The 26,628-nt window shown below is 75.1% G+C and carries 24 protein-coding genes; 11 read left to right on the forward strand and 13 right to left on the reverse strand.

All coding sequences use genetic code 11. From position 1 onward, the window contains the following. Positions 1–48: 48 nt before the first annotated feature. Entirely contained in the window at positions 49–669 is a 621-nt protein-coding gene (locus ACLQ20_RS28175; RefSeq protein WP_151453917.1) for a TetR family transcriptional regulator, read from the forward strand. Between the two features lie 66 nt (positions 670–735). After that, positions 736–2,331: an MDR family MFS transporter gene (locus ACLQ20_RS28180; protein WP_151453916.1), complete on the forward strand. Its 1,596-nt coding sequence runs from the start codon at positions 736–738 to the stop codon at positions 2,329–2,331. 92 nt (positions 2,332–2,423) lie between these two features. Here the strand turns inward: ACLQ20_RS28180 and ACLQ20_RS28185 are convergent, their stop codons facing one another. The 9 genes from ACLQ20_RS28185 to ACLQ20_RS28225 all read right to left on the reverse strand — a co-directional run bounded on the left by ACLQ20_RS28185 (position 2,424) and on the right by ACLQ20_RS28225 (position 11,316). After that, complete coding sequence (locus ACLQ20_RS28185) at positions 2,424–3,347, reverse strand: STM4011 family radical SAM protein (RefSeq protein ID WP_151453915.1); 924 nt, start codon at positions 3,345–3,347, stop codon at positions 2,424–2,426. Further along, complete coding sequence (locus ACLQ20_RS28190) at positions 3,344–4,666, reverse strand: STM4012 family radical SAM protein (protein ID WP_425858104.1); 1,323 nt, start codon at positions 4,664–4,666, stop codon at positions 3,344–3,346. Before ACLQ20_RS28190 ends, ACLQ20_RS28185 begins: the two co-directional genes overlap by 4 nt. Continuing rightward, positions 4,663–5,466, reverse strand: a complete 804-nt coding sequence (locus ACLQ20_RS28195; RefSeq protein ID WP_327028779.1) for an STM4013/SEN3800 family hydrolase — start codon at positions 5,464–5,466, stop codon at positions 4,663–4,665. The genes ACLQ20_RS28190 and ACLQ20_RS28195 overlap by 4 nt, the downstream gene beginning before the upstream one ends. After that, positions 5,454–6,593, reverse strand: a complete 1,140-nt coding sequence (locus ACLQ20_RS28200) for an STM4014 family protein (RefSeq protein ID WP_192581343.1) — start codon at positions 6,591–6,593, stop codon at positions 5,454–5,456. Before ACLQ20_RS28200 ends, ACLQ20_RS28195 begins: the two co-directional genes overlap by 13 nt. Position 6,594: 1 nt before the next feature. Then, entirely contained in the window at positions 6,595–7,545 is a 951-nt protein-coding gene (locus tag ACLQ20_RS28205; RefSeq protein ID WP_425858105.1) for an STM4015 family protein, read from the reverse strand. Positions 7,546–7,550: 5 nt separating this feature from the next. After that, positions 7,551–8,423 carry an STM4015 family protein gene (locus ACLQ20_RS28210; protein WP_425858106.1) on the reverse strand — a complete coding sequence of 291 codons (873 nt, stop codon included), beginning with the start codon at positions 8,421–8,423 and terminating at the stop codon, positions 7,551–7,553. Between the two features lie 147 nt (positions 8,424–8,570). Continuing rightward, positions 8,571–9,362, reverse strand: coding sequence for a shikimate dehydrogenase (locus tag ACLQ20_RS28215; RefSeq protein ID WP_327028777.1), 792 nt, complete (start codon positions 9,360–9,362; stop codon positions 8,571–8,573). Positions 9,363–9,524: 162 nt separating this feature from the next. Then, positions 9,525–10,109, reverse strand: a complete 585-nt coding sequence (locus tag ACLQ20_RS28220; protein ID WP_425858107.1) for a hemerythrin domain-containing protein — start codon at positions 10,107–10,109, stop codon at positions 9,525–9,527. Next, positions 10,102–11,316, reverse strand: a complete 1,215-nt coding sequence (locus ACLQ20_RS28225) for a hypothetical protein (RefSeq protein WP_151453908.1) — start codon at positions 11,314–11,316, stop codon at positions 10,102–10,104. The genes ACLQ20_RS28220 and ACLQ20_RS28225 overlap by 8 nt, the downstream gene beginning before the upstream one ends. A gap of 170 nt (positions 11,317–11,486) precedes the next feature. On the opposite strand from ACLQ20_RS28225, the gene ACLQ20_RS28230 reads away from it, so the two are divergent. The 6 genes from ACLQ20_RS28230 to ACLQ20_RS28255 all read left to right on the forward strand — a co-directional run bounded on the left by ACLQ20_RS28230 (position 11,487) and on the right by ACLQ20_RS28255 (position 17,473). Next, on the forward strand, positions 11,487–12,386 hold the full coding sequence (locus ACLQ20_RS28230; protein ID WP_425858108.1) for an alpha/beta hydrolase family protein: 900 nt from the start codon (positions 11,487–11,489) through the stop codon (positions 12,384–12,386). 194 nt (positions 12,387–12,580) lie between these two features. Beyond that, the gene (locus tag ACLQ20_RS28235; protein WP_425858109.1) at positions 12,581–13,366 is read left to right on the forward strand and encodes an ABC transporter ATP-binding protein; all 786 of its coding nucleotides are present in this window, start codon (positions 12,581–12,583) and stop codon (positions 13,364–13,366) included. Next, the gene (locus ACLQ20_RS28240) at positions 13,363–14,085 is read left to right on the forward strand and encodes an ABC transporter ATP-binding protein (RefSeq protein WP_151453905.1); all 723 of its coding nucleotides are present in this window, start codon (positions 13,363–13,365) and stop codon (positions 14,083–14,085) included. Before ACLQ20_RS28235 ends, ACLQ20_RS28240 begins: the two co-directional genes overlap by 4 nt. Before the next feature lie 26 nt (positions 14,086–14,111). After that, the gene (locus ACLQ20_RS28245; protein WP_151453904.1) at positions 14,112–14,990 is read left to right on the forward strand and encodes a branched-chain amino acid ABC transporter permease; all 879 of its coding nucleotides are present in this window, start codon (positions 14,112–14,114) and stop codon (positions 14,988–14,990) included. Continuing rightward, the gene (locus tag ACLQ20_RS28250) at positions 14,987–16,102 is read left to right on the forward strand and encodes a branched-chain amino acid ABC transporter permease (RefSeq protein WP_327028776.1); all 1,116 of its coding nucleotides are present in this window, start codon (positions 14,987–14,989) and stop codon (positions 16,100–16,102) included. Before ACLQ20_RS28245 ends, ACLQ20_RS28250 begins: the two co-directional genes overlap by 4 nt. A gap of 87 nt (positions 16,103–16,189) precedes the next feature. Further along, positions 16,190–17,473, forward strand: coding sequence for an ABC transporter substrate-binding protein (locus tag ACLQ20_RS28255; RefSeq protein ID WP_327028775.1), 1,284 nt, complete (start codon positions 16,190–16,192; stop codon positions 17,471–17,473). Positions 17,474–17,539: 66 nt separating this feature from the next. On the opposite strand, the gene ACLQ20_RS28260 is transcribed toward ACLQ20_RS28255, so the two are convergent. Beyond that, on the reverse strand, positions 17,540–18,760 hold the full coding sequence (locus ACLQ20_RS28260) for an acetyl-CoA C-acetyltransferase (protein ID WP_425858110.1): 1,221 nt from the start codon (positions 18,758–18,760) through the stop codon (positions 17,540–17,542). A 134-nt stretch (positions 18,761–18,894) separates the two neighbouring features. Here ACLQ20_RS28260 and ACLQ20_RS28265 point away from each other — a divergent pair, with 134 nt between their 5' ends. The 3 genes from ACLQ20_RS28265 to ACLQ20_RS28275 all read left to right on the forward strand — a co-directional run bounded on the left by ACLQ20_RS28265 (position 18,895) and on the right by ACLQ20_RS28275 (position 23,198). Next, positions 18,895–19,662: an SDR family oxidoreductase gene (locus ACLQ20_RS28265; protein ID WP_425858111.1), complete on the forward strand. Its 768-nt coding sequence runs from the start codon at positions 18,895–18,897 to the stop codon at positions 19,660–19,662. Positions 19,663–19,765: 103 nt separating this feature from the next. Next, positions 19,766–20,377, forward strand: coding sequence for a TetR/AcrR family transcriptional regulator (locus ACLQ20_RS28270; RefSeq protein ID WP_121401380.1), 612 nt, complete (start codon positions 19,766–19,768; stop codon positions 20,375–20,377). Positions 20,378–20,474: 97 nt separating this feature from the next. Beyond that, complete coding sequence (locus ACLQ20_RS28275) at positions 20,475–23,198, forward strand: LuxR C-terminal-related transcriptional regulator (RefSeq protein WP_425858112.1); 2,724 nt, start codon at positions 20,475–20,477, stop codon at positions 23,196–23,198. 151 nt (positions 23,199–23,349) lie between these two features. Here ACLQ20_RS28275 and ACLQ20_RS28280 read toward each other — a convergent pair whose 3' ends face one another. Genes ACLQ20_RS28280 through ACLQ20_RS28290 form a run of 3 tightly spaced genes read right to left on the reverse strand, consistent with a single transcriptional unit; the run spans position 23,350 to position 26,552 of the window. Next, positions 23,350–24,423 carry a Zn-dependent alcohol dehydrogenase gene (locus tag ACLQ20_RS28280; RefSeq protein WP_327028772.1) on the reverse strand — a complete coding sequence of 358 codons (1,074 nt, stop codon included), beginning with the start codon at positions 24,421–24,423 and terminating at the stop codon, positions 23,350–23,352. Continuing rightward, a complete protein-coding gene (locus ACLQ20_RS28285) occupies positions 24,420–25,838 on the reverse strand; it encodes an aldehyde dehydrogenase family protein (RefSeq protein ID WP_327028771.1) in 1,419 nt (472 codons plus the stop codon). The genes ACLQ20_RS28280 and ACLQ20_RS28285 overlap by 4 nt, the downstream gene beginning before the upstream one ends. Positions 25,839–25,886: 48 nt before the next feature. After that, a complete protein-coding gene (locus tag ACLQ20_RS28290; protein WP_327028770.1) occupies positions 25,887–26,552 on the reverse strand; it encodes a TetR/AcrR family transcriptional regulator in 666 nt (221 codons plus the stop codon). Positions 26,553–26,628 lie beyond the last annotated feature (76 nt).

Consider the following 26,628-nt stretch of genomic DNA (forward strand, 5'->3'; position numbering starts at 1 on the left):
ATAATAAAACATTGCAGTACCTGCAAGATCGCTAGTAGTGTCCGGCGCGTGAATCCCGCCGGCACCGAACCCGCTCCCGGGCGGCGCGACCGCAAGAAGCGCCAGACCCGGGCCGCGCTGACCGAGGCGGCCCTGCGCCTGGTCGCCGAGCGCGGCCTGGCCCAGGTGACGGTGGAGGAGATCAGCGAGGCGGCCGACGTCTCCCCGCGCACCTTCTTCAACTACTTCGCCTGCAAGGACGACGCCCTGGTCGGCGACCAGGCGGGCGACGCGGCGCGCCTGGTGGCCCGGCTGGCCGCCGTGCCGCCCGAGGTGCCGGTGCTGACCGCGCTGCGGACGGCCCTCGACGAGGTGATCGACGAGGTACGCGCCGAGCGCGAGCTGTGGTGCCTGCGGATGGACGTGGTGGCGCGCAATCCCGCGCTGCTGCCCCGCCTGCTGGCCGGCAACGCCGAGACGGAACGCGCCATCGTCGAGGTCGTCGCGGCGCGGGTGGGCGTCGAACCCGACCACGGCTACCCGGCGCTGGTCACCGCCGTGACGGGCGCAGCGCTGCGCCACGCCATGACCCGATGGGCTGCCCACCCCGACCGGGCGGACCTGGCCGCCCTCGTCGACGAGGCGTTCGCCGCCCTCGCCGCGGGGCTGCCGCAGCCCGACCGGCCCTGACCCGCAAGCCCCTTCCGGGAAAGGTGCCCGGGAGGCCGTGAAACCCGTACCCGGTAAGGAAGGTCCATGACCGCCACCGTGCCCGCCGAGCCCCTGAAGGTCGGCGCCGGCCGCATGTCCCGCCGCGAGGTGCTCCAGGCACTCTCCGGCCTGATGGTCGGCATGTTCGTGTCGATCCTCGCCTCCACGGTCGTGGCGAACGCGCTGCCGCGCATCATCGCCGACCTGAACGGCACCCAGACCGTCTACACGTGGATCGTCACCACCGAGCTGCTGGCCATGACGGCGACCGTGCCGCTCTGGGGCAAGATGGCCGACCTCTACAACAAGAAGCTGCTGATCCAGCTCTCCCTCGGCCTCTTCGTGATCGGCTCGCTGATCGCCGGGCTCACCCCGAACGTCGAGGTGCTCCTGGTCAGCCGGGTCGTGCAGGGCATCGGCGCCGGCGGCATGACCGCCCTGGCCACCATCGTGATGGCGGCCATGATCCCGCCCCGCGAGCTGGGCCGCTACGCCGGCATCTTCGGCGCGGTCTTCGGCGTCGGCACCATCGCCGGGCCGTTGATCGGCGGCGTGCTGGTGGACACCTCCTGGCTCGGCTGGCGCTGGTGCTTCCTGATCGGCGTCCCGTTCACCCTGCTCTCCATCTTCCTGCTCCAGCGCACCCTGCACCTGCCGGTGACCCGCCGCCGCAAGGTGAAGATCGACTGGCTGGGCGCGCTGCTCATCACCTCCGGGGTCTCCACCGTGCTGGTCTGGTCGTCGCTGGCCGGCAACAAGTTCGCCTGGGCCTCGGGCTGGACGGCGCTGATGGTCGGCGGCGGTCTCGCCCTGCTGGCGCTGGCGATCTGGGTGGAGTCCCGCGCGGACGAGCCGATCGTGCCGCTGGACATCTTCCGCAACCGGACGGTCTCGCTGACCACCATCGCCAGCATCCTGGTCGGCGTGGCGATGTTCGGCGGCACCGTGTTCCTGTCCCAGTACTTCCAGCTCTCGCTCGGCAAGTCGCCGACCGTGGCGGGACTGATGAGCCTGCCGATGATCCTGGGCCTGCTGGTCTCGTCGACGGTCGCCGGCCAGCTGATCACCAAGTACGGCCGCTGGAAGCGTTACCTGGTGGCCGGCGCCGCCGTGATGGTCGTCGGCATGCTGCTGCTGGCCACCATCGACGCCGAGACCAGCATCCTGCTGCTCAGCGTCTACATGGCGGTGCTCGGCATCGGCGTCGGCATGCTCATGCAGAACCTCGTGCTCGCGGCGCAGAACGACGTGCCGGCGCACGAGCTGGGCGCGGCCACCTCCGTGCTGACCTTCTTCCGCAGCATGGGCGGCACGATCGGCGTCAGCGCGCTCGGCGCGGTGCTGGCCAACCGGGTCGCCTCGCTGAGCGCGGAGAAGCTCGGCCCGCTGGCCGGCGGCGCCCCGGGCGGGGAGGGCTCCACCGAGGTGCCCGACCTGTCCGCACTGCCCGAGCCGGTGCTGAGGATCATCCAGGACGTGTACGGCACCGCGACCGGCGAGCTGTTCCTGGTGGCCGCCCCGTTCGCGGTGCTCGCCCTGGTGGTGGTGCTGTTCATCCGGGAGAAGCCGCTGCACACCCTCAGCGGTGAGGAGCGGCGGGCCAAGGAGGAGGCGGCTGCCGTCCTGCCCGGCGTGCACTGAGCCACCCGTGCAGGGGCGGTCCGGCCTGTGCCGGGCCGCCCCTGCTCCACGTCCGGCGGCGTGCGTGCGCCGGTTCGCCGGCCCGCTCCGCGCTACGCCGGCGGAGGCGGCGCGGGGGCGGCCACCGTCGCGTGCACCGGCGCGGCCAGCGGCACCGGCCGGCGTACGGGCGGCCAGGCGGCCGGGATGCGTTCCAGGACCCCGCCGGCGAAGACGTCCCGCAGGCCGAGCGGCTTGAGGTGGACGTACCCGATGTGGCAGTCGCAGACCGCGTTGCCGCACGGGCGCGGTCGCAGGGCCGAGCGCCACGACCCGTCGTAGAGGTTGCCGATCGGCTCGTCGATGAAGTGACAGCGGCGCACGGTGCCGTCGCCGCGCACCGAGATCGCCGTCTCGCCCGCGTGGCACGGACGATCGAGCGACACGTGCGGGCGGACGCTGTAGCCGAACAGCGGATCCAGCTCCGTCCAGGTCGCCTCCTCGGCCGCGTCGTAGCGCCGGCCCTCGGCGGCGTTCACCCACAGGTAGACCTCGGCGGGCAGGGCGGCGCGCAGCGCCCGCGCCTCGGCGAGGTGCTCCGGCAGGCCGACCACCCCGACCGAGTACCGGACGCCCAGCTCGGTCAGCCGGGCGCAGCGGCCCAGGAAGCGGTCCCGGTCCACCTGGCCGGGGTGGTAGGTGGCCCAGAGGGCGGCGGCGCGCGGGTCGGCGTCGGCCAGCCAGTCCACCCGGGCGGCCAGGTTGGTCTGGATGACCACCCGGTCGACGTGCGGCAGGTGCGACAGCGACACCATCGCGTCGCGGTACCAGCGGCGGGTCAGCCCCTCGCCCCACGGGGTGAACAGCACCGACAGCCGCACGTCGGAGGTGGCCGCCACCCAGCCGGCGAACCGGTCCAGCGCCGCCCGGTCGGCGCGCAGCAGCTCCGGCGGGTCCCGCCGCTTGGCGAACGGGCAGTACGGGCAGTCGTAGTTGCAGCTCGCCAGGGGACCCCGGTAGAGGATCGCGAGGTTCACCTCGGCACGTACCCGGTCATCGCGTCGCGTACCCGGGCCGAGGTCAGCCACGGGCCGATCGCGTCGGAGCGGGCCAGCCCGGCCGGCGTCAGCCGCAGCCCGCCGTCGCCGGCCCACCCCCGCTCGGTCAGCGTGCCCAGCTCCGGGAAGTCTTCGCCCGGAAGCGCGCCGAAGCGGGCCCGGTAGGCCGCCGCGTCGACCCCCTCGGCGCGCAGCAGCGACTTGAGCAGCCACCGGCGGCGCTGCTCGGCGCCGTCGAGGGCGAACCCGAACTCGGCGAAGCGGAAGTCGTCGGCCGGGCGGGCCAGGTAGTCGTCGAGCACCGCGCGCACCTGCGACACGCCGACCGCGTAGTCGAACGAGTAGTGCAGGGACGTGGTGTAGGAGCGGGCGCCGCAGCCCAGACCCACCATGCCGTCGTCCTGGCAGCAGTAGTCCGGCCCGTCCGGGGTGGGCGCGTCGGCGCGGCGGAACTGCCGCATCGACTCCTGCCGGTAGCCGGCCGCACCCAGCGTCGCCACCGCCTGCTCGTAGAGGGCGAGCCGCTGGGCGTCCCAGTCCGCGCGGCCGTGCGCCCGCCGCCCGAGCCCCGTCAGCGGCCGCACGTACAGCGGGTAGAGGTACAGCTCCTCGGGCCGCCACGCCAGGGCCGCGTCGAGGCTCTCCCGCCAGGTGTCGGCGGTCTGCCCGTCGATGCCGTAGATCAGGTCGATGTTGAGCACCGGGATCCGGGCGTCGCGGATCGCGGCCAGGGCCGCCTCCACCTCCGTGCGGCGCTGCGGCCGGCCGGCGGCGCGGGCCTCGGCGTCGAGGAAGCTCTGCACGCCGATGCTCACCCGGGTGGTGCCGTGCGCGGCGAGCACCGCGAGCCGGTCCGGCGTCGCGGTCGCCGGCGAGGTCTCCACCGACAGCGGTACGCCGGGCAGCCGGGCGCCCATCGCGGTGGCGATGCCGAACAGCTCGGTCAGCTCGTCGGAGGTCAGGTAGGTGGGGGTGCCGCCGCCGAACGCCACACGGGCGTAGCCGGCGTCGTCGCCCAGCGCGTCGGCGACCCGTCCCGCCTGCCGGCGCAGCTGCCGAAGGTAGTCGGTCACCTGCTCGGCGGGCGCGTTGGCGCGGGTGAACAGGTTGCAGAAGCCGCAGCGCATCTCGCAGAACGGCAGGTGCACGTAGAGGAAGAGCGCCTCACGCGCCTCGGCCCGCCACACGTCCGCCAGCAGCGGGCGCGGTCGCAGCGGCCGGTAGGAGGTCTTGTGCGGGTACGCGTAGAGGTACTGCTGGTACGGCGAGCCGTCGAGGCCCGTGTCGGTGCTGGTCACCATTCCCCCGGTCGCAGGACGAAGTGGGCGTACGGGACCGTCCACACCACGTCGTGGCCGATCCGGTGGCCGGTGTGGCCGTCCTCCCCGTAGGCGGTGCCGTGGTCGGAGCAGACGATCGCGAACACCGGCCGACCCCGGCCGGTGAGCAGGGCGAACAGCCGGTCGATCCGGCCGTCGACGTACTCCAGGGCGGCGGCGTGGCTGGCCAGGTCGTCGACCTGCGCCCCGGGCAGGTGGTGCCGGTTGGGCTGGTGCAGGGCGGCGACGTTGAGGAACGTGAACAGCGGCTGCCGCGCCGGCACCCGCGGCAGCACCTCGGCCAACCGGTCGAGCTGCGCGTCGAGGCAGGTGGGGGAGGTGACCCCGAACTCCGGCTCCCAGTGCGCCTCGGCGAACAGGCCCGGCAGCACCGCCCCGAGCGGGCTGCGCCGGTTGAAGAAGCCGACCCCGCCCAGGCAGAGCGTGTGGTAGCCGACGTCGGCGAGCGCCGTGGGCAGGTCGGGCGCGTCGAACACCCAGGTGTCGGCGCCGGACGTCTCGCTGCCGGGGAACGCCGCCGCGTACAGCCGCTCGTGCCGGCCGGGGGTGACCGGGGTGGGCAGGAAGCCGGCGAAGAACGCGTGGTGCGCGGCGTAGGTGAAGCTGGCGGGGGAGTGCCGTTGCTCCCACCGCCCGCCGGGCAGGGCGCGCGCCAGGTGCGGCGTGCGCCCCCGCGCGGCCAGGTCGGCGGCGACGTCGTGGCGCAGCGTGTCGAGGGTGAGCAGGAGCAGGTCGTGGCTGCCGATCAGACTGCGCACGCGAGCACCTCCCGCCCGACCGCGCCGGCGGGCCGTGCCGCGTCGTCGCCCGGCGGTGTCCGGCCGGCAGCCGACCGCCAGCGGTCCCACCGGCCGTCGGTCAGGGCGCGCACCTGCTCGGCGTAGGTGTCCCGGCCGTCGGTGAGGACCCCCGGCAGCAGGTCGCCGAAGGCGTTGACCTCGGCCACCGCGTGGCGCCGCCAGCCGAGCAGGAACATCAGGTCGATGCCGACCTGGAGGCTGCGGGGGAAACACGCGGCCGCCCGCTCGCACGTCTCCATGGCCGCCGCCCATGCCGCCGGCCCGGCCGCCGCGCGCAGCTCGGCGAGGTCCCCGCGCGCGTTGCCCAGGTGCAGGTTGGTCAGCGGCCCCCGGGCGGCGCGCACCACGGCGTGGGTGGGCCGCCCCGCGATCGTCACCACCCGCAGGTCGACCACCCGGTCGCCGAGCCCCGCCTTGGGCAGCCACCGCTCCACGTGCAGGCCGTCGGCGGCGATCCGGTCGACCATGGCGGCGACCTCGGCCTCGTCGGTGTAGCGGCGGGGGCGCAGCGAGTTGAACAGCCCGTCCGGGGCCGCCTCGATCGTGGTGACCGCCTGCACCCGCCCCCGGGCCACGGCCAGCGCGACGACCCCGGCGGCCGACGAGCCGTGTGCGGGCTTGACGAACACGCGGCTCCAGCGGGCCGCCGCCATCGCCGCCCGCAGCTCCTGCCACCCGTGCACCGGGGGCAGCGCGGCCGGCACCGGCACCCCGGCGGCTGACAGCCGGGCGTGGCAGCGCCGCTTGTCGCACAGCACCGCGACGTCCGCCGGGTCGTTGAGCAGCTCCGCGCCGCCGGCGGCGACCCGGTCCAGGCCCCGCAGCAGCCCGGCGTACGTGTCGGCCAGGCCGATCAGCTCGCCGTGCCGCGCCGGCGAGGTGGACCGGCGCAGCAGCCGGTCCACCTCGGCGTCCTCGCCGGGCGAGTCGACCCGTACCAGCGCGCCGGCCCCGGGCGGCGCCGCGCCGGCCAGCACGTCGACCCAGGGCAGCACCTGCGGCCGGGGCAGGCCGGCGGCGAGGACCGCCCGGGTGAACAGGCCGACCCGACGGTTGCCGGGGTTGCCGACGACGGTCAGGCGCATGTCACTCCGACACCGCCGTGTAGCGGTAGCTCTCGCCGTCGTACTCCTCGGGCTCCTGCGGGTCGGAGTCGTCCACCGCGACGCCCGGCAGCGCGGCGACCAGCGACGCGGCGGTCTCCTCCGTCAGGTAGTGGTGGGACAGGTCCAGCTCCGCCAGGTGGGTCAGCGGCTGACCGGCCAGCAGGGCCGCCGCGCCCTCGTCGCCGAGCGTGCCCATCGACAGGTCCAGCCGTCGCAGCCGGGACACCACCGGCGCGGACGCCAGCGCCCGGGCGAGGTCGTCGGCGATCTCCGAGTTGCACAGGCCGAGCCGGCGCAGCTGCGGGAACCGTTCCCCGGCCAGCAGCGGGGCGAGGTCGGCGACCTGCGTGTCGCCGCCGTAGTCGGAGGTGCCGAGCCACAGCTCCAGGTCGGTCAGCGCGGGCAGGTCGGAGTCGAGCACCGCGCCGACGAACGCCCGGGACAGCCCGCCGCTCTCCACCGCCAGCTCCCGCAGCCGCGCGTGCCGCACGGGGGAGAACGCGAAGTTCTCGCCGCCGCGCACCCGCAGCACCTCCAGCGCCGGGTACGCCGTCAGCAGCGCGCTGACGTCGCCCACCCTCATCCAGGAGACCTCGCACTCCTCGGAGGTGATGTCACCGAGGAAGAGCGCGCGCAGGGCGGGCAGGCGCGCCGCCGCCGCGCAGAGTTGCGCGATCGGGGCGGGATGGAACGCCGCGTAGCCCCAGGAGCCGACGACCAGGGACTCCACGGACGGACCGGCCTGCGCGACGAACCGGTCGAACGCGTCGCGGAACTCCGCCGAGAGCGAGTTCTCCGTGGTCTCGTCGTCGAAGTGCCAGTGGGCGATCCGCCACGAGACCGGGCCGTCCACCGTGGGCAGCGGCCCGTCGGCGGGGACGTCCACCACGGGACGGCCGGCGAAGTGGCGCGCGTGGGAACCGAAGGCCATCTCGCTCACTCCCCGACCGCGGTGTAGCGGTAGACGGTGCCGTCGTAGTCCTCGGCGACCTGTGGGTCGGACAGGTCGACCCGCGCCCCCGGCAGCGCGGCGACCACCGCGGCGGCCGCCTCCTCGGAGAGGTAGTGATGGTGCAGGTCGAGGTGCGTCAGGTGGGTCAGCGGCTGCCCGGCCAGCAGCGCCTTCGCGCCCTCGTCGGTCAGGGTGCCCATCGACAGGTCGAGCGCCTCCAGCCGGGGGACGACCGGCGCGCTGGCGACCGCCGCCGCGACCGCGTCGGCGATCTCGGCGTTGCACGCCGCGAGGTGACGCAGGGCCGGCAGGCCGGCGCCGGCGAGCACCCCGGCCAGGTCCTCGGCGCTCGCGTCGCCGCCGTAGTCCTTCCTGCCGAGCCACAGGTCCAGCCGGTGCAGGGCCGGCAGCTCGCACGCGCCGACGGCCCGGACCACCCCGGCCGGCAGCCCGCCGGACTCGAAGCGCAACTCGCGCAGCCCGGTGTGCCGGACCGGCTCCAGCCGCAGGCCCTGCGCCCCGCGCACCCAGAGCACCTCCAGCGACGGGTACGCCGCGAGCAGCGGCGTGATGTCGCCGTGCATGAGCCAGGAGATCTCGCACTGCTCGTAGGTCAGGTCGGCGAGGAAGAGCGCCCGCAGGCCGGTCCACTCCCCGGCGGCCTCGACCAGCGCCTCGATCGGCAGGGGCCGCTCGTACGCCTCGCCCCACTCGCCGATCACCAGGGCGCGCACCGCGTCGGCCGGCACCTGTTCCCGCAGCGCCCGGACGAGACCGAGGAACTCCTCGGGATCCGCGTCGAAGTCCTCGACCTCCAGCCGCCAGGCGACCGCCGACGGATCGTCGGGGAGTGTCATCCCCGGGGTGAAGGGCACTGTCGGTAATCCGACGAACGACGACACGTGCGAGCTGATCACGCCTACCTCCGGTCCGACTGGTGCAGCGGCGGCGCGACGGTAACAGGTCCGCCCGACAGGATGATCAGTGCGCCGACCGCCGGTCGGTCAGAGCCCGAAGAAGTCGAGGTAGGCGTCGATCTGGTGGGCGAGCATCGGCTCTCCCGGGTGCGCCCGCAGTCCCCGGGCCCGTGCCTGGGCCAGCAGGAGCGTCTCGGCCGGCGTCATGATGATGTCGGCGACCACCGCGTGCGCCGGCAGGTCCGCCACCGCGAACGGCGGCGGGTCGTCGGGGCCCAGCCCCAGGGGCGTGGCGTTGACCGCGAGGTCGGCGTCCGCCAGTCGCGGTCGCGCGGTCGCGCCGACCCGGCCGGGGTACGCGGCGGACAGCCGCCGCCGCAGCGTCTCCAGCCGGTCCGGGTCGGTGTCGCTCAGCCGCAGTTCCGCCACGCCGGCGTCGAGCAGCGCCACCGCGATCGCGCTGCCCGCCCCGCCCGCGCCCACCACGCACGCCCGGCGGCCCCGGGGATGGTGTCCGGCCCCGGAAAGCCCGCGGACGAACCCGTCGCCGTCGAAGGTGTCCGCGGTCCACGTCCCGTCGGGCTCGCGCCGCAGCGCGTTGGCGCTGCCGGCCAGGCGGGCGCGGTCGCTGGCCCGGTCGGCGAGCTCCAGCACGGCGGCCTTGTGCGGCACGGTGACCAGCATCCCGTCCAGGTTCGCCACCCGTTGCAGCCCCCGCACCACCTGGGTGAGGTCGGCCGGCGCCGCGTGGACCGGGACGAGCACCGCGTCGGTGCCGCGCCGGGCCAGCACCGGGTTGAGCAGCCCGGGGGCGCGCACCTGGGCGATCGGGTCGCCGAGCAGCGCGTACACCCTCGTGGCGCCGCCTATCTCGGTCATGGGCGTCTCCGCGGGCAGGGGGCGTCCGGCGTGGCCGGACCGGGGCGGTGCCGACCCTACGCGACGGCGGCACCCGCCCCGGCGCGGGCACGGCGGCAGACGCGCCGCGCCCACCCGCCGGAATCGGTCGGGTGGGCGCGGTGTGCTGGTGTCGGCGGGTGCTCAGCCGCTGGACGACGGCCTGCGGATCGCGTCGCGGACGCGGTCGATGACCGCCAGCGCCGGTCCGGCCGCGAGGTTGCCCTTCGCGGACTGGGCGCTCGGGTGCGGGCGCGTCGGCGCGGTCGCCTCCGCCATCCGTACGGCGCCGGCCATCGTGCGCAGCCGGTCGGCGGGCACGTGCTGGCGCAGCAGCGGGAACTCCTGGCGTTCCTCGTAGCGGGCGTGCGTGAGCACCGCGTCGCGCAGCAGGATGATGCCGGTGTCGAAGCCCTCGGCGTCGACACCGCCGGCGATCAGGGTCTTCAGGGTCTCCTTGGCCTGACGCTCCTCGGCGAGGCGTTCGTCGACCATGGCGTCGCCGCCCCCGCCCGGCAGCGTCCGGGCCAGCGGGTGGACGACCTCCTCCTCGGCGGTCTCGTGCGCGGCGAGGAGCTTCACCAGGTCGTCGAAGGCGTCCCGGCGGGTCTCCCCGGTGCTGCCGATGACCAGCAGGAACAGCTCCTCGACCCGCGCGTGCTGGGCCAGCAGCAGGTCGACGACGTCGTCTTCGGGGCCGCGCGTGGCCGGGGCGCCGGTGTCAGGCATGGCTGCCTCCCCGCGCGCGCAGCGACTCCACCGGGTGGGGCCCCTCGGTCTCGACGCGGTACTCGTCGCCGAAGCGCTCCCGGTGCATGTCGATCACCTGCTCGCTCGGCGGCTTCTGCCCGTCGTGCAGCTGCTGCTGCATCGACTCGAAGCGCTCGTGCGCCTCCCGCACGTACCCCTCGCCGAGCTTGTTCAGGTCGACCTGGGTGGCGAGCAGGTGGCGCAGGTACTCCTTGTTCGGCTCGAAGGTCAGCGGCTCGGGCAGGCCGGCGCCGCCCACGATCTCCTCCGGCTCCCGGCCGTCGTGGCGGCGCAGCAGGTCGGCGGCCTGTTGCAGGTGCGCCAGTTCCATCTGCAGGTGCAGCTCCCACACCGCCTTGATGCGGGGGTCGCTCTCCTGCTGCATGAAGGAGTAGTAGAGCCAGCACTCGTTGTACTCGTGGGTGAGCAGCCGCTCCCACCAGTTCTCGCCCGGGTCGAGCAGCGACTCGTAGTGCGTGACGTGCTCCTGCTCGATGAGGCTGATCTCCTGGTAGAGCTGTCGCGCGATCGGCTCCATGTACTGCGGACCGACGTTCATGTAATAGAACATGACCTGCTGCTCCGCCGACAGGATGGTCAGCGCGTGCAGCTTGGAGCGGGGGTCGACGCTGTTGCGGTCGTACGGGGTGCGCACCTCGTCGAACGGGTGCCGGTGCTCGGCGACGGTGGGCCGGCCGGGCATGACCTCGGTCAGGCCCTGCACGATCTTGTCGGCCTTGCGGCGTTCCACCATCTCGTAGAGGTTGGCGTAGCGGTAGAGGTGGTCGAAGTCCTCCAGCACGCCGAACTCGTAGCTCTGCTTCAGGTACGGGTCGGGCTCGTGCCGGGCCACCCACGCGGTCAGGTCGACGGCCACCTGCTCGTAGCCGAGCGTCGTCTCCAGCACGCTCGCGGCGCCGGGCAGCAGCCAGTTCACCACCCGCTGCTGCTGGCTCTCCAGGTAGCGCACGTACGCCAGCTGCCGGCGGACCTCCTGGTCGGGGCAGTTGCGGGCGAACTGGTGCTGGAAGTTGATCGCCTCGACCTCGATGCCGTTCATGGTGATGATGCGGCAGCGGGTGTACGGATCGACCGCCTCCGGGTCGATCGGCTCCACGTTGAGTTCGCGCCAGTTGCGGATCTGGCTCTCCAGCGGGATTCCCTTGTGCTCCAACGGGTTGAACACGGCGTCTCCTTCTTCGGCCGGGGTGCCAAATGCCCTACCCCGACAGTCCGGGCGAAAACGGCCGGCCCGATTTTCCCGGGCCGGACTGGTGATTTCACCGATGCGCCGCCGTCGACACCGCCGAAGACTGATGCATGTCGATATGCCCCGTCCCGTAGGGAGTGCCCGACGTGTCATCACCAACCACCACCGCCCGTCCCCGTCCCGTCGTCCGCCTCGCCGGCCTGGCCCTGGCCGCCGTCCTGGCCACGGCGGGCGCGCTGGCCGCCCCGCCGGCCGCCCAGGCCGCCGCCAACCCGTACGAGCGCGGCCCCGCCCCGAGCGTCGCCCTGCTGGAGGCCAGCCGCGGCCCGTTCGCCACTTCGTCGCAGAACGTCTCCTCGCTCAGCGTCACCGGCTTCGGCGGGGGCGTCATCTACTACCCGACCAGCACCGCCGAGGGCACCTTCGGCGCCGTCGCCATCTCGCCCGGCTACACGGCCGCCTGGTCCAGCATCGACTGGCTCGGGCCGCGGATCGCCTCGCACGGCTTCGTGGTGATCGGCATCGAGACCAACACGCGCCTCGACCAGCCGGACAGCCGCGGTCGGCAACTGCTCGCCGCGCTCGACTACCTGACGCAGCGCAGCTCCGTACGCAGCCGGATCGACGCCAGCCGGCTCGCCGTCTCCGGCCACTCGATGGGTGGCGGCGGCAGCCTGGAGGCCGCGGTCTCCCGGCCGTCGTTGCAGGCCGCGGTGCCGCTCGCGCCGTGGAACCTGGACAAGTCCTGGTCCGACGTCCGGGTGCCGACCCTGATCATCGGCGGGGAGAGCGACAGTGTCGCGCCGGTCTCGTCGCACTCGGAGCCGTTCTACACCAGCATCCCGGCCTCGTCCGAGAAGGCGTACCTGGAGCTCAACGGGGCCAGCCACTTCTTCCCGCAGACCGTCAACACGCCCACCGCCCGGCAGGCGGTCGCCTGGTTGAAGCGGTTCGTCGACGACGACACCCGCTACGAGCAGTTCCTCTGCCCCGGCCCGAGCGGCTCCGCGATCCAGGAGTACCGCAACACCTGCCCGAGCGCCTGACGCTCCCCGGGGCGGCCGTCACCCCCGGCCGCCCCACGGCGCATGGCTGCCCGGTCGGTGCAGAAACCGTCGGCCGCCGCCCAGGTCCGGGCGGCGGCCGACGAGCGTGCCCGCGAGCGTCGGAGGTATTGACGGCCCCCGTCAGAAACGTACACTCCCAGTGTAAATACTGGCGGCTGCCGGGGGGACGGGTGATGGAGCAAGGGCTCGCACTGCACCACATCGGGGTCCGCTTCGGCGGCCTCACCGCCCTCGACGACGTCTCGCTGCGGGTGCCGCCCGGCCGGGTGGTCGGCGTGATCGGTCCCAACGGGGCCGGCAAGACCACGCTGTTCAACGTCGTCTGCGGCTTCGTCCCGCCGGACGAGGGCTCCCTGACCCTCGACGGCCGGCCGCTGCACCCGCGCCCGCACCGGCTCACCCGGCTGGGCGTCGCCCGCACCCTGCAGGGCACCGGGCTCTTCGCCGGGCTCACCGTGCTGGAGAACGTGATGACCGGGGCCACCCACACGGCCCGCGCCGGCTTCCTCGCCGCCCTGCTCGGCCTGCCCCGCAGCGACCGCGACGAGCGCCGGCTGCGCCGGCACGCCCTCGACGTCCTCGACACCCTGGGGATCGCCGGGCACGCCGACGCCGCGCCGGGCACGCTGCCCTTCGCCGTACGCCAGCGGGTCGCCCTGGCCCGCGCGCTGGCCGCGCGGCCCCGGCTGCTCCTGCTCGACGAACCCGCCGGGGGCCTGGGCGCCGACGACATCGCCGAGCTGGCCGAGCTGATCCGGGGGCTGCCCCGACGCGACACCGACCCCTGCGCGGTGCTGCTGGTGGAGCACCACATGGACCTGGTGATGTCCGTCTGCGACGAGATCGTGGTGCTCGACTTCGGGCGGGTGATCGCCGCCGGCACCCCCGACGAGGTGCGCGACGACCCGGCCGTCGCCGACGCCTACCTCGGCGCGGCGGTCGACGAGGCCGCGGCATGACCGGCGAGGCCCTGCTCGAGGTGCGCGGCCTGGCGGCCGGCTACGGCGGCGCGCCGGTGCTGCACGGGATCGACCTGACCGTGGCGCGGGGCGCCATCGCGGCGGTGGTCGGCGCCAACGGCGCCGGCAAGACCACCCTGCTGCGCGCCCTGTCCGGCATGCTCCGCCCGGCAGCCGGTCGCGTCGTGCTGGCCGGGGAGGACCTGCGCGGCGTCGCGGTGGAGCAGCTCGTGCGTCGCGGCATGGCCCACGTGCCGGAGGGGCGCGGGGTGGTCGGCGAGCTGACGGTCGACGAGAACCTGCGCCTCGGCGGGCTGTGGCGGCGCGACCGGGCCGACGCGGCCCGCGCCCTCGACGAGGTCTACCAGCTCTTCGAACCGCTGGCCCGGCGGCGGCGACACCTCGGGCACCAGCTCTCCGGCGGCGAGCGGCAGATGCTCGCCCTCGGCCGGGCCCTCGTCGGTCGGCCCCGCCTGCTGCTGCTCGACGAGCCGTCGCTCGGCCTGGCGCCGCGGGTCGTCGCCCAGACCATGGCCCTGCTGCGCCGGCTGCGCGACGACACCGGGCTGACCGTCCTGCTCGTCGAACAGAACGTGCGCAGCGCGCTGTCCGTCGCCGACCAGGGCGTGGTGATGTCCCTGGGCCGGGTCGTCACCACCGCCCCGGCCGCCCGGCTGCGCGACGACGCCAACCTGCGCCACGCCTACCTCGGCTTCTGAACCCTCGTCCCCGCAAGGGAGGACCGTTGGACCGCTTCGTCTTCCTCACCCTCGACGGCTTGTCCAGGGGCGCGGTCCTCGCCGCGTTCGCACTGGCGCTGGTGCTCATCTGGCGGGCGGCCCGGATCGTCAACTTCGCGCAGGGCGCGATGGCCGTCGCCACCGCGTACGTGGCCTACAGCGTCTCCGCCGCGACCGGCTCGTACTGGCTGGGCTTCCTGGCCGCGCTCGGCGCCGGGCTGCTCCTCGGCGCGGCGGTGGACCTGGTCGTCATGCGCTTCGTCGACCACACCTCGCCGCTCAACCCGGTGATCGTCGCGCTGGGGCTGGTGCTGCTGATCCAGGCCGTCCTCGGCATGGCGTACGGCAGCGAGTTCCTGCCCGCCGCGACGCCCTTCTCCCGCAACCCGCTGACCGTGGGCGGCGTCGCCGTCCTGTCGCCGTACGACCTGTTCGTCTTCGCGGCGGTCGCGGTGGTGGTCGTGGGGCTCGCCTGGACCTTCACCCGCACGGCGGTGGGTCTGCGGATGCGCGCGGCGGCGTTCGCCCCCGAGGTGTCCCGGCTGCTCGGGGTGAACGTCGGCGGCATGCTCACCCTCGGGTGGGCGCTGGCCTCCGGGGTCGGCGCCCTGGCCGGCATGCTGGTCATCCCCACCGAGCTGGGCCTGCACCCGCACGCGATGGACCTGGTCTTCGTCTCGGCGTTCACCGCCGCCGTGGTGGGCGGGCTGGACAGTCCACCGGGGGCGGTGGTCGGCGGCCTCGCGGTCGGCCTGCTGCTCTCCTACGTCAGCGGCTACGCCGGCAGCGACGTCACCCCGCTCGCGGTGCTGGTGCTGCTGCTGGCGGTGCTGCTGGTGCGTCCCGGCGGGCTGTTCGCCCCGGTCGCGGCGAGGCGGGTGTGAGCGCCACCCGGGCGGTGACCCCGCCGGACACGAAGGCGCGGGTCGGCCGCACCGGCCCCGCCGAGCCCCGCCTCGGTTCGACCCTGCTGCGTCACCTCGGCCTCGCGGTCGTCGCCGCGCTGCTGCTGGTGGCCGCCAGCTACGGGCTGGAGCCGTTCCGCAACTTCCAGCTCGCGACCGTGGCCGCCTACCTGTGCGCCACCGCCGGGCTGACCGTCCTCACCGGGCTCAACGGTCAGCTCTCGCTCGGGCACGGCGCGCTGATGGCGACCGGCGCGTACACCGTGGCCCTGTGCCAGAACGCGTTCGCCGACGCCGGGATGACCGGCGGCTGGCTGCTCCCGGTGTCGCTGGGCGCCGCCGTCCTGGCCGCCCTCGTGGTGGGCGCCGTGGTCGGGGTGGCCGCCGCCCGGCTGCGCGGCCCGTACCTGGCCGGCGTCACCCTGGCCGTGGCGGTCGTGGTGCCGGCGCTGACCGTCACCTTCGACGGCGTGTTCAACGGCGAGCAGGGGCTGGCGGTGCCGGTCGAGCCCCCGCCGGTGGCCCTCGGCGCGTACTTCCCCTACGAGCGCTGGCAGCTCTGGGTGACCGCCGCGGCCACCCTGCTGGCCCTGCTGCTGCTGGCCAACCTGGTCCGCAGCCGGTACGGCCGCACCTTCCGGGCGGTCCGCGACGACGAGGTCGCCGCCCGCCTCGCCGGCATCCACGTCGCCCGCACCCAGGTCCTCGCCTTCGTGGTCAGCGCGGCCGGCGCCGGGCTCGGCGGCGCCCTGCTCGCGGTCCTCGCGCAGAGCGTGTCGCCCGGGGCCTTCTCGCTGACGCTGTCGCTGTTCCTGCTGATGGCGGTCGTCATCGGCGGGCTGGGCAGCCTCGCCGGCGCGGCCTGGGGCGCCGTCCTGCTGGTCGCCCTGCCCGACCTGACGCACGCCCTCACCGAGCAGCTCACGCTGTCGCCGGCGGTCGCGCAGCGGGTCGAGGGCAACCTCCCGCTGGCGATCTTCGGGCTCACCCTGGTCGTCGTCATGATCGCCGCTCCCGGCGGCGTGCAGGGCCTGCTGTCCCGGCTGACCCGGGCGGTCTCCGCGCGCCGGGCGGGCCGGCGGCGGTCCTGAGCCGCCCCGCCGGCCGTCCGCACCACACCACCCACCACCCGCACCACGACCACCACCACCCGGACCGAGGAAAGGTCGGTGTCTGACATGACACGAACGGCACGGCGCGGCCTCGCGCTCGCCACCGCCATCACCCTGCTGGTCGCCTCCGCCGCCTGCACCGGGGACGACGGTGGCGGCGGCGGGGGCACGGTCCCCGGCGTCACCGACACCGAGATCGTGGTCGGCACGCACATGCCGCTCACCGGTCCGGCGTCCGCCGGCTATTCCAAGATCGCGCCCGCCACGAAGGCGTACTTCGACCACGTCAACGCCAACGGGGGCGTGCACGGCCGGAAGATCACCTACAAGATCATGGACGACGGCTACAACCCGGCGAACACCCAGCAGGTGGTCCGCCAGCTCGTCCTGCAGGACAAGGTCTTCGCCATCCTCAACGGGCTCGGCACGCCGACCCACACCGGCGTGCTCGACTTCCTCAAGAGCAACCGGGTACCTGACCTCTTCGTCGCCTCCGGAAGCCGCAGCTGGGACCAGCCCGACCGGTATCCGGGCACGTTCGGCTTCAACCCCGACTACACGGTGGAGGGCAAGATCCTGGCCCAGCACGTGAAGACCAGCCTGCCGGGGCGCAAGGTCTGCTTCCTCGGCCAGGACGACGACTTCGGCCGGGACAGCCTGGTCGGGGTGGAGAAGGTGCTCGGCGCCGGCGCGGTGGCGGCGAAGCAGACGTACGTCACCAGCAACACCAACGTGGCACCCCAGATCGGCGCGTTCAAGGCGGCCGGCTGCCAGGTGGTCATCCTCGCCACCGTGCCCGGCTTCACCGCCCTGGCGGTCGGCACCGCCGCCCGGCTGAACTTCAAGCCGCAGTGGCTGGTCTCCAACGTCGGCGCCGACCACCCGACGCTGGCCAAGCAGCTCGGCGCCGCGGCGGGCCTGCTCGAGGGCATGGTCGGCGCCAACTACCTGCCGATGCAGAACGACGCCGCCGACCCGTGGATCCAGCTCTTCACCAAGGTCAACAAGGAGTACAACGGGGACGCGCCGTTCGACGGCAACACCGTCTACGGCATGGCGGTCGGTTACCTCTTCGTGCAGGTACTCCTCGCCGCCGGCAAGGACCTCACCCGCGAGGCGGTCACCGAGGCCGTCCGCAAGGGCGGCTACCAGGGGCCCGGCCTGGCCCCGCTGCGCTACTCCGACACCGACCACTCCGGCTACGGCGGGCAGCGGCTGACCCGGGTGAGCGGCGGGACGCAGGCCTACTTCGGGCCGACGTACGAGACGGACGAGGGCGACGGGCCGGTACGCGAGCACACCGCCCCGCCGGTGGCGCCGCCGGCCAACGGGGTGCCGACGGCCTCCTGACCGGTCGCACCCGGCACCGGCCGGGCGTGGCGCGTCGGTCTCCCGGCCCGCCACGCCCGGTCGGCGTCAGCTCAGCCGCTCGACGACCATCGCCATGCCCTGGCCGCCGCCGACGCACATGGTCGCCAGCCCGATCTCCTGGTCGTGCCAGCGCAGCGAGTTGATCAGCGTGGTGGTGATCCGGGCGCCGGTCATGCCGAACGGGTGGCCCACCGCGATCGCGCCACCGTTGACGTTGAGCCGGTCCCAGTCGACCCCCAGCTCCCGGGCGCTGGGCAGCACCTGCGCGGCGAACGCCTCGTTGATCTCGACGAGGTCGACGTCGTCGACGGACATGCCGGCCCGGCGCAGCGCCTGCCGCGACGCCGCCACCGGCCCGAGCCCCATGATCTCGGGGGAGAGGGCGCTCAGGCCGGTGGAGACGATCCGGGCCAGCGGGGTGACGCCCAGCTCCCGCGCCCGTACGTCCGACATCACGACGAGCGCGGCGGCGCCGTCGTTGAGCGGGCAGCAGTTGCCGGCGGTCACCGTGCCGTCAGGCCGGAACACCGGCGGCAGCGCCGCCACCGCCTCCAGGGTCACCCCGGCGCGCGGCCCGTCGTCGGCGGCCACCACCGCCCCGCCGGGGACGGTGACCGGGGTGATCTCGCGGGCCCAGAAGCCGTCGGCGATCGCCTTCTCGGCCAGCAGCTGCGACCGTACGGCGAACTCGTCCTGGCTGAGCCGGGACACCCCGCGCAGGTGCGCCACGTTCTCGGCGGTCTGTCCCATCGTGACGTAGACGTCCGGCAGCTCGCCGTCCTCGCGCGGGTCGTGCCAGCCCGACAGGTCGCTGGCCGCCCTGGTCGCGGTGCGCTCCAGGGCCCCGGCGAAGGCGGGATTGGTGGTGCCGGGGTGCCCGTCGGCGCGACCCCGGTCGTAGCGGGAGACGCACTCCACCCCGACCGAGAGGAAGGCGTGGCCCTCGCCCGCGCGGATGGCGTGCAGGGCCATCCGGGTGGTCTGCAACGACGACGAGCAGTACCGGTTGACGGTCGTGCCGGGCAGGTGGTCCAGCCCGAGCAGGGTGCCGACCACCCGGGCGAGGTTGTGGCCCTGCTCGCCCGCCGGCTGCCCGCAGCCGAGCATCAGGTCGTCGATCTCGCGCGGGTCGAGCGCCGGCACCTGGTCGAGGGCGGCGCGCACGATGGTGGCGGCCAGGTCGTCGGCGCGCAGGTCGCGCAGGGAGCCCTTGCGCGCGCGCCCGATCGGTGACCTGGCGGCGGCGACGATGACGGCTTCGGGCATGGGAGCGTCCTCTCCGGAGGGCGAACTATCTGCATCGACAGTGCTGTTATGCCGAGGTGCTGTCAATGGAATGTGACCTGTCCATCGACGTTCCGTCGTTGACGAGCGCCGGCCGCCCTCCTACTATCTGCATCGTGAATGCAGATTCGAGGCGACTCGCGGGCCGGGTCGCGCTCGTCACGGGCGCCAGTCGCGGCATCGGCCTGGCCGTCGCCCGCCGGCTCGTGGCCGAGGGCGCCCGCGTCGGACTGACCGCGCGACACCCGGAGGCCCTGGCCGAGGCGGTCGCGGCCCTGGGCGGGCCCACCCACGCCGTGGCCGTCGCCGGCCGGGCCGACGACGCGGGGCACCGACGGACGGCGGTCGACGCCGTGACCGAGGCGTTCGGGCCGGTCGACGTGCTGGTCAACAACGTCGGCATCAACCCGGCGTACGGGCCGCTGGTCGAGCTGGACCTGGCGGCGGCCCGCAAGATCCTCGACGTCAACCTGGTCGGCACGCTCGGCTGGGTGCAGCAGGTCGCCGCGGGGATGGGCGAGCGCGGCGGCTGCGTCGTCAACGTCTCCTCGATCGCCGGCCGCACCCCGTCGCCCGGCATCGCCTTCTACGGGGTGAGCAAGGCCGCCGTCGACCACCTCACCGCGTGCCTGGCCGTCGAACTCGCCCCGAAGGTCCGGGTCAACGCGGTCGCGCCCGCCGTGGTGAAGACCCGCTTCGCGGCGGCGCTGCACGAGGGCCGGGAGGAGGAGGTCGCCCGGGCGTACCCGCTGGGGCGCCTCGGGCTGCCGCGGGACGTGGCCGGCGCGGTCGCCTTCCTCGCCTCCGACGACGCGGCCTGGATCACCGGGCAGACCCTCGTCCTCGACGGCGGGGTCAGCCTCGCCGGCCGGCCCGCCGGATGACCGCGCCGGGCCCGGGCCGGGGCCGGACGGTCGCCGGGTGGCCCGCGGCTAGACTCGGCGCGGCGGTACGGACGACGTGACGGCGATGAGGAGGCGGGCGCGGATGGGCGGTGCCGAGGCGCCGGTCCGGGTCGACGGCCGGACCGCCCGGGCCGAACGCACCCGGGCGGCGATCGTCGAGGCGCACCTGGCGCTCATCTCCGAGGGGGACCTGCGGCCGACCGGCGAGCGCATCGCCGAGCGGGCCGGAATCTCGCTGCGGACGCTCTGGACCAACTTCAAGGACATGGAGACGCTGTTCGAGGCCAGCGGCGCGGAGCTGCTCCGGCAGCAGGACGCCGCCCACCGGCCGATCTCGCCGGCGCTGCCGCTGGCCCGGCGGGTCGACGCGTACTGCCGGCAGCGGGCCCGGCTGCTCCAGCTCATCGCCCCGTCGGCCCGCGCCGCCCAGATGCGCGAGCCGGTCTCCGGGCAGCTGCGCCGCAACCGCCTCAAGCACATCGCGCGGGTGCGCGACGAGGTCGAGCAGCTCTTCGCCGCCGAGCTGGAGCAGGCCGGCCCGGACCGGGACCAGGTGGTGCACGCCCTGGTGGCCGCGAGCATGTGGCCGGCCTGGTCGATGCTGCGCGACGGGCTGGGGCTGGGCGTGGACCAGGCCCGCGCGGTAATGACCCGGACGGTCGCCGCCCTGCTGGCCGACGTCGGCCCGCGCTGACGCGCGACGTGGGAAGGCGGCGCCGCCGGTCTTTCCATCGGGCTACCGATAGGTAACACTCGATTGCATGGTTACTGCATCGTCAGTGCAATTAGCCGTGTTGCGCGGCCGGGCCGACGAGTGCGCCGCGATCCGGCGCCTGCTGGGTGACCTGCCCACCGGCGGGGGAGCGCTGCTGGTCCAGGGCGAGCCCGGCTCCGGCCGGAGCGCACTCGTCGACTACGCCCACCGGCACGCCGAGGGCTGCACCGTCCTGGCCGGCACCGGGCTGCCCGAGGAGGCGGCCCTGCCGTACGCGGGGCTGCAACGGTTGCTGGACCCGGTGCTCGACCGGGCCGGCGCGCTCCCCGAACAGCAGCGGCGGGTGCTGCTGCGGGCGCTGGCCGGCGCGGGCTGCCCCGCCCACCGGCGCCTGGCGCTCTCCCTGGCCGTGCTCGGCCTGCTCGCCGCCGCCGCGCGGGACCGGCCGTTGCTGTGCACGATGGACGACGTGGACCGGGGCGACCAGCCCACCGCGGACACGCTGGCGTTCGTCGCCCGCCGGCTGCGCCGGTCGTCGGTGGCCGTCCTGCTCACCACGGCCGCGGACGTCCCCCTCGGCGGGATAGCCCGGCACCGGCTCCGCCCGCTCGACGACCGGGACAGCGCCGCACTGCTCGCCGACCGGCTGGCCGGCCGGCCGCCCGCACCGCCCGTGGCCGCCGCGCTCGCTGCGGCGGCCGGGGGCAACCCGCAGGCGCTCGTCGACCTGGCCGAGGTGCTCACCCCCGGCCAGTGCCGCGGGGAGGAACCGGTGCCCGAGACGCCCCCGCCCGACGGCAGGCTGGGCCGCGCCTACCGGGCCCGCCTGGACCGGCTGCCGGCCGACACCCGCCGCGTCCTGCTGCTCGCCGCGCTCGACGAGGACGGGGAGCCGGCCACCCTGGTCCGGGCCGCCCGGGTCGCCGGCACGGCGGTCGAGGCGCTCGCGCCGGCCGAACTCGCCGGCCTGGTCCGCGTCGAGCCGCGATGGGTGACCTTCCCGCAGCCCCTCGTCCGGACCGTGGTCCGGGCCGCCGCGCCGCTGGCCGAGCGGCGCGCGGCGCACCTGCTGCTCGCCGGCGTGCTCGACGGGGCCGGGCACCGGCTGCGCCGGGCGGGGCACCTCGCCGCCGCCGCCCAGGGGCCCGACCCGGCCCTGGCCGCCGAGCTGGAACAGGCCGCGACCGAGTGCGAGGGCGCGGGAACGGCGGCCTCGGCCGCGCTGCAACGGGCCGCCGAACTCACCGACGACCCGGCACGCGCCGCCGCCCGGCTGGTGGCTGCCGCCCGGTACGCCTGGTCGGCCGGCCGGACGCACCGGGCCCGACTGCTGCTGGGGAGCCTGCCCGCCGCCGTGGACGCCACCGAGGGGGGCCGGGCCGGGCTGCTGCGCGGCGAGCTGGAGCTGCGCGCCGGCCGGCCCCGGTCCGCGCCCGCCACGCTGCTGGCCGCGGCGGCCGCGCTGGCCGGCACCGATCGCGCGCTGGCCCTCGGCGCGCTGGTGCGGGCGGGCGAGGCCGCCTGCTTCACCGGCGACCAGTACCGCTACGCCGACGTCGCCCGGCGGGCGCAGCTGTTGCGCCGCCCCGACGACCCGCCCGCGACCGAGCTGCTGAGCGCCTACGTCGCCGGGACCGCGGCGACCCTGCGCGGCGACCACGAGCAGGCCGGGCCCGCCCTGCGTCGGGCGGTCGTCCTCGGTGGGCAGCTGACCGGGCCGGCGCTGACCCCCGGGGCGCTGACCTGCGCGGCGGCGGCCGGGCTGCTGGTGGCCGTGGACGGCGCGGCGCACCGGCTCGCCGAGCGCGCCGTCGAGCTTGCCCGCGAGCGCGGGGAGCTGTCCGCCCTGCCCCGCGCCCTGGAGTTACGGGCGGCCGCCGAGTACTGGCTGGGCCGGCACGAGGCCGCGACGGACAGCTCCCGGGAGGGGCTGCGGATCGCCCGGGACACCGGCCAGGAGAACTGGGCCGGTGTGCACCTGGGCATGCTGGCGGTGCTGGCCGCCATCCGGGCCGACCGCGACACCGCCCTGCGCCGGATCCGGGAGATCGGCGAGGACCCGGGCGCGCACAGCCGGCCCCGCGCCCTCGCGCAGTGGGCCCTGGCGGTGCTCGACCTGGTCGACAACCGGCCGGCCGCCGCCGCCGCGCGACTGGCCGCGCTGGCCTGCCCCGGCACGGGCCGGGGGCAGGTGCTGGTCCTGGTGATGGCCACCCCGTACCTGGTGGAGGCGGCCGCCGCCGTCGCGGACCGGCCGGCGGCCGGCGCCGCCCTCGCCGTCTTCGACAGGTGGGCCAGCAGTACGGCGAGCCCGTCGCGCCGGGCCCTCTCCGCGCGCTGCCACGGGCTGCTCGCGCCCCGGGGCAGCGCCGAGGCGGAGCACGAGTTCCGCACCGCCCTGCGGCTGCACCCGACGGACGCCGGCGCGTTCGAGCGCGCCCGCACCGAGCTGCTCCTGGGCCGGGAACTGCGCCGCAGCCGCCGACCGCGCGCGGCGCGCGAGCACCTGCACGCCGCCCGGGAGGCGTTCACCCTGCTCGGGGCGGCCACCTGGGCGGAACAGGCCACCACGGAGCTGCGGGCGGCCGGGGAGTCGGTCGGCCCGCCGGAGGAGTCGGCGGCGCGGCTGCTGACCGGCCAGCAGCTGCGGATCGCGCAGCTGGTCGCCGAGGGAGCCACCAACCGGGAGATCGCCGCCCGGATGTTCCTCTCCACCCGTACGGTCGACCATCACCTCCGCAACATCTTCCACCGCCTCAACATCCGCTCCCGCACGGAACTCGCCCGCGCCCTCTCCTGACCCCCGCGGCCCTCCATCCCACCCCCGACCGGCGCCGATCATGCAGTCGTGGTGCCCCGCGAAAGCCGCGAAGTGGCACTGACCGCCCACCACAAGTCCATGATCGACGCCGGTGGGGGCGCGGGGCGGGGAGGGGAGGGGAGCCCGGGGGTCAGGGGAGGATCACGGTGCGGGCGCCCTCGCCGCGGGACATGCGGGCGAAGGCCTCGGGGGCGCCGTCGAGGGTCGTCCGGTCGGTGATCAGGTAGCCGAGGTCGAGGGTGCCGTCGAGCACGGCCCGGGCGAGCTCGGGCACGTCCCGGTCCGGGTCGGAGGAGCCGTAGACCGAGGAACGCAGGGTCCGGGCCGAGTGGAAGATGTCCAGCGCGCCCAGCCCGACGATGTCGTCCTTGGCGCCCATGCCGACGACTGTCACCTGACCGCCCCGGCGGGTGGCGCGCCAGGCGGTGCGGATCGTGGCCGACCGCCCGACGCACTCCAGCGCGTGGTCGACGCCCCGACCCGCCGTCCGCTCCCGGACCGCCCGGCTGAGCGTCTCGTCGGCGAGCAGGAAGTCGGTGGCGCCGGCCGCGACGGCCAGCGCCTTCTTGGTCGGGGAGACGTCGACGGCGAGCACCTGGTCGGCGCCGGCGGCCCGCGCGGCGGCGACCACCGACAGCCCCACCCCGCCGAGGCCGATCACGGCCACCGACTCGCCGGGGGCCACCCTCGCCGTGCGGCGGACCGCGCCGACGCCGGTGAGCACGGCGCAGCCCAGCAGCGCCGCCGCCTCGAAGGGCAGCTCCGCGGGAACCGGGATGACGGCGGCCTGGGGCACCACCACCTCTTCGGCGAGGGCGCCGAGGCCGAGCGTGACGTGCAGCGCTTCGCCGGCCGGCGTGCGTCCCCGGGGGGCCGACGGCGACCCGGTGCGCTCGCACAGCCACGGCTCGTCCCGCCCGCAGTACCAGCAGCTGCGGCACGGCGGGGCCCAGTTCAGCACCACGTGCGCGCCGGGCGCGACCCGCGTGACGGCGTCGCCGACCGCGAGCACCACCCCGGCCGCCTCGTGCCCCAGCACCAGCGGGTACGGGGGTGCGAGCGTCCCGTCGACCATGGACAGGTCGGAGTGGCAGACGCCAGCGGCGCGGACGCTCACCCGTACCTCGTCCGGGCCGGGGGCCGGCAGTTCGATCTCCTCCACCCGCAGCGGGGCGTCGACGGCCCGGACGACCAGCGCCCTCATCGCTGGATGGCCTTGACCTGGAGGAATTCCTCGAGCCCGTGCCGGCCCAGCTCCCGGCCGAGGCCGGACTGCTTGTAGCCGCCGAACGGGGCGAGCGGGTTGAACGGGGCGCCGTTGACGTCGACGGCGCCGGTACGCAGCCGCCGGGCCACCCGCAGCGCCCGCTCCTCGTCGCCCGACCAGACCGCGCCGGCCAGCCCGTAGCGGGAGTTGTTGGCGATCGCCACCGCCTCGTCATCGTCGTCGAACGGCATGACGGCGAGCACCGGGCCGAAGACCTCCTCCTGGGCCAGGGCGCTGTCGGGGTCGACGTCGGCGATCACCGTCGGGGCGACGAAGTAGCCCCGCTCGGGCAGCGGGGCGTCGGGCCCGCCGGCGACGAGCCGGCCCCCGTCGGCCAGCCCCCGGGCGACGTGCTCGCGGACCCGTTCCCGCTGCGCGGCGGAGACCAGCGGGCCGAGCCGGGTGGCCGGGTCGAACGGGTCGCCGAGCCGGTAGCCCGCCGCGGCTTTGGCGGCCAGGTCGAGGGCCTCGTCGTAGCGGTCGCGGTGCACGAGCAGGCGGGTCCAGGCGGCGCAGGTCTGGCCGGAGTTGAGGAAGGCGTTGCCGACCCCCACCTTGACGGCCGTGGCCAGGTCGGCGTCGTCGAGGACGATGCTGGCCGACTTGCCGCCGAGTTCCAGGGCGACCCGGGCGATCCGGTCGGCGGCGAGGTGGGAGATCCGCCGCCCGGTGGCCGTCGAGCCGGTGAAGGAGACCATGTCGACGTCCGGGTGCGCGGCGATGGCCTCGCCGACGACCGGGCCGGTGCCGGTGACCAGGTTGACCACCCCGGGCGGGAAGCCGGCCTCGTGGACGGCGTCGAAGAGCAGGTACGCCGTCAGCGGGGTCAGCTCGCTCGGCTTGAGCACCACGGTGCAGCCGGCGGCCAGGGCGGGGGCCAGTTTCGCGACGACCTGGTGCAGCGGGTAGTTCCACGGGGTGATCGCCCCGACCACGCCGACCGGTTCCCGGACCACCAGCGAGTTGCCGACCGTCTCGTCGGCCGGGGGGCGGGCGGCCAGCTCGACGTAGCTGTGCAGGACCGTCAGCGGCAGGCCGGTCTGGACCCGGGTGGCGACCTTCAGCGGGGTGCCGAGTTCCAGGGCGACGGTGCGGGCGATCTCGTCGGCCCGGGCGGAGAGCGCGGCGTGCAGCCGGTCCAGGCGGGCGGCCCGCTCGACGGGCGCGGCGTCGGCCCAGCCGGGGAAGGCGGCCCGGGCCGCCGCGACGGCGCGGTCGACGTCGGCGGGCGTGCCGGCAGGGACGGCGGCGACGACCTCCTCGGTCGCCGGGTTCCGCACCGCGACGGTCTCCCCGGCGCCGGCGGCGACCCACTCTCCGTCCAGGTAGAAGTCGGTCCGTGCGAGATCCATCGTGCCCCTCACGTACGTCGGCCGAAACTAGCAGCGCAAGTTTTGACTCTAGTACGCGTCGTCGGCCGGCGGGAGGGGCGGCAGCGGCCCGATGTGCTCCTCGTAGGTGCGCGACAGTCCGTGGATCAGCGCGTCGAGGCCCAGCGCGAAGGCGCCCTCGTCCACCCGCTGCTGGTGCTCGGCCAGCCGGTGGGCCTGGGTCAGGTGCGGGTACTGCTCCGCGTACAGCCCGGGGTCCTCGACGAAGCCCCGCGCGAACGAGCCCAGCGCCGAGCCGGCCACGAAGTAGCGCATGAGCGCGCCGACGTGGGTCGCCCGGGCTGGCGGCCACCCGGCGGCGACCAGCCCGCCGTAGACGGCGTCGGCCATGGCCAGCGCCGCCGGTCGGCGCCCCGGCCCCCGGGCCAGGTACGGCACGATGTTCGGGTGCGCGGCCAGCGCCGCCCGGTAGGAGTGTCCCCACCTGCGCAGCGCCTCGCGCCAGTCGACGCTGCCGAAGAACGACACGTCCACCTGGCCGGTGACGCTGTCGGCCACCGCGTCGAGGATCTCGTCCTTGGTGGCGAAGTGGTTGTAGAGCGAGGGTCCGCGTACCCCGAGTTCGGCGGCGAGCCGGCGGGTGGAGAAGCCCTCCAGCCCTTCGGCGTCGATCAGCGCGGCGGCGGTCTCGACGATCCGCTGCCGGCTGAGCAGCGCCTGCCGCGGCCGGGGCATCCGGTCCTCCTTCGCTCAGGGTGGTCCGTCGCAGACTCTGCCACAGCCGGGTCTGGACGGAATTAAACTTGCACCG

It is taken from the genome of Micromonospora sp. DT46 (assembly GCF_049841735.1).
GTDB lineage: Bacteria > Actinomycetota > Actinomycetes > Mycobacteriales > Micromonosporaceae > Micromonospora > Micromonospora reichwaldensis.

What these genes read in the sequence shown, in the direction of transcription:
- ACLQ20_RS28180 (WP_151453916.1), top strand. Translation starts at nt 736, where the DNA reads ATGACCGCCACCGTGCCCGCCGAGCCCCTGAAGGTCGGCGCCGGCCGC.
- ACLQ20_RS28200 (WP_192581343.1), bottom strand. Translation starts at nt 6,593, where the DNA reads ATGCGCCTGACCGTCGTCGGCAACCCCGGCAACCGTCGGGTCGGCCTG.
- ACLQ20_RS28205 (WP_425858105.1), bottom strand. Translation starts at nt 7,545, where the DNA reads ATGGCCTTCGGTTCCCACGCGCGCCACTTCGCCGGCCGTCCCGTGGTG.
- ACLQ20_RS28210 (WP_425858106.1), bottom strand. Translation starts at nt 8,423, where the DNA reads ATGACACTCCCCGACGATCCGTCGGCGGTCGCCTGGCGGCTGGAGGTC.
- ACLQ20_RS28215 (WP_327028777.1), bottom strand. Translation starts at nt 9,362, where the DNA reads ATGACCGAGATAGGCGGCGCCACGAGGGTGTACGCGCTGCTCGGCGAC.
- ACLQ20_RS28220 (WP_425858107.1), bottom strand. Translation starts at nt 10,109, where the DNA reads ATGCCTGACACCGGCGCCCCGGCCACGCGCGGCCCCGAAGACGACGTC.
- ACLQ20_RS28235 (WP_425858109.1), top strand. Translation starts at nt 12,581, where the DNA reads ATGGAGCAAGGGCTCGCACTGCACCACATCGGGGTCCGCTTCGGCGGC.
- ACLQ20_RS28240 (WP_151453905.1), top strand. Translation starts at nt 13,363, where the DNA reads ATGACCGGCGAGGCCCTGCTCGAGGTGCGCGGCCTGGCGGCCGGCTAC.
- ACLQ20_RS28255 (WP_327028775.1), top strand. Translation starts at nt 16,190, where the DNA reads ATGACACGAACGGCACGGCGCGGCCTCGCGCTCGCCACCGCCATCACC.
- ACLQ20_RS28260 (WP_425858110.1), bottom strand. Translation starts at nt 18,760, where the DNA reads ATGCCCGAAGCCGTCATCGTCGCCGCCGCCAGGTCACCGATCGGGCGC.
- ACLQ20_RS28270 (WP_121401380.1), top strand. Translation starts at nt 19,766, where the DNA reads ATGGGCGGTGCCGAGGCGCCGGTCCGGGTCGACGGCCGGACCGCCCGG.
- ACLQ20_RS28280 (WP_327028772.1), bottom strand. Translation starts at nt 24,423, where the DNA reads ATGAGGGCGCTGGTCGTCCGGGCCGTCGACGCCCCGCTGCGGGTGGAG.
- ACLQ20_RS28285 (WP_327028771.1), bottom strand. Translation starts at nt 25,838, where the DNA reads ATGGATCTCGCACGGACCGACTTCTACCTGGACGGAGAGTGGGTCGCC.
- ACLQ20_RS28290 (WP_327028770.1), bottom strand. Translation starts at nt 26,552, where the DNA reads ATGCCCCGGCCGCGGCAGGCGCTGCTCAGCCGGCAGCGGATCGTCGAG.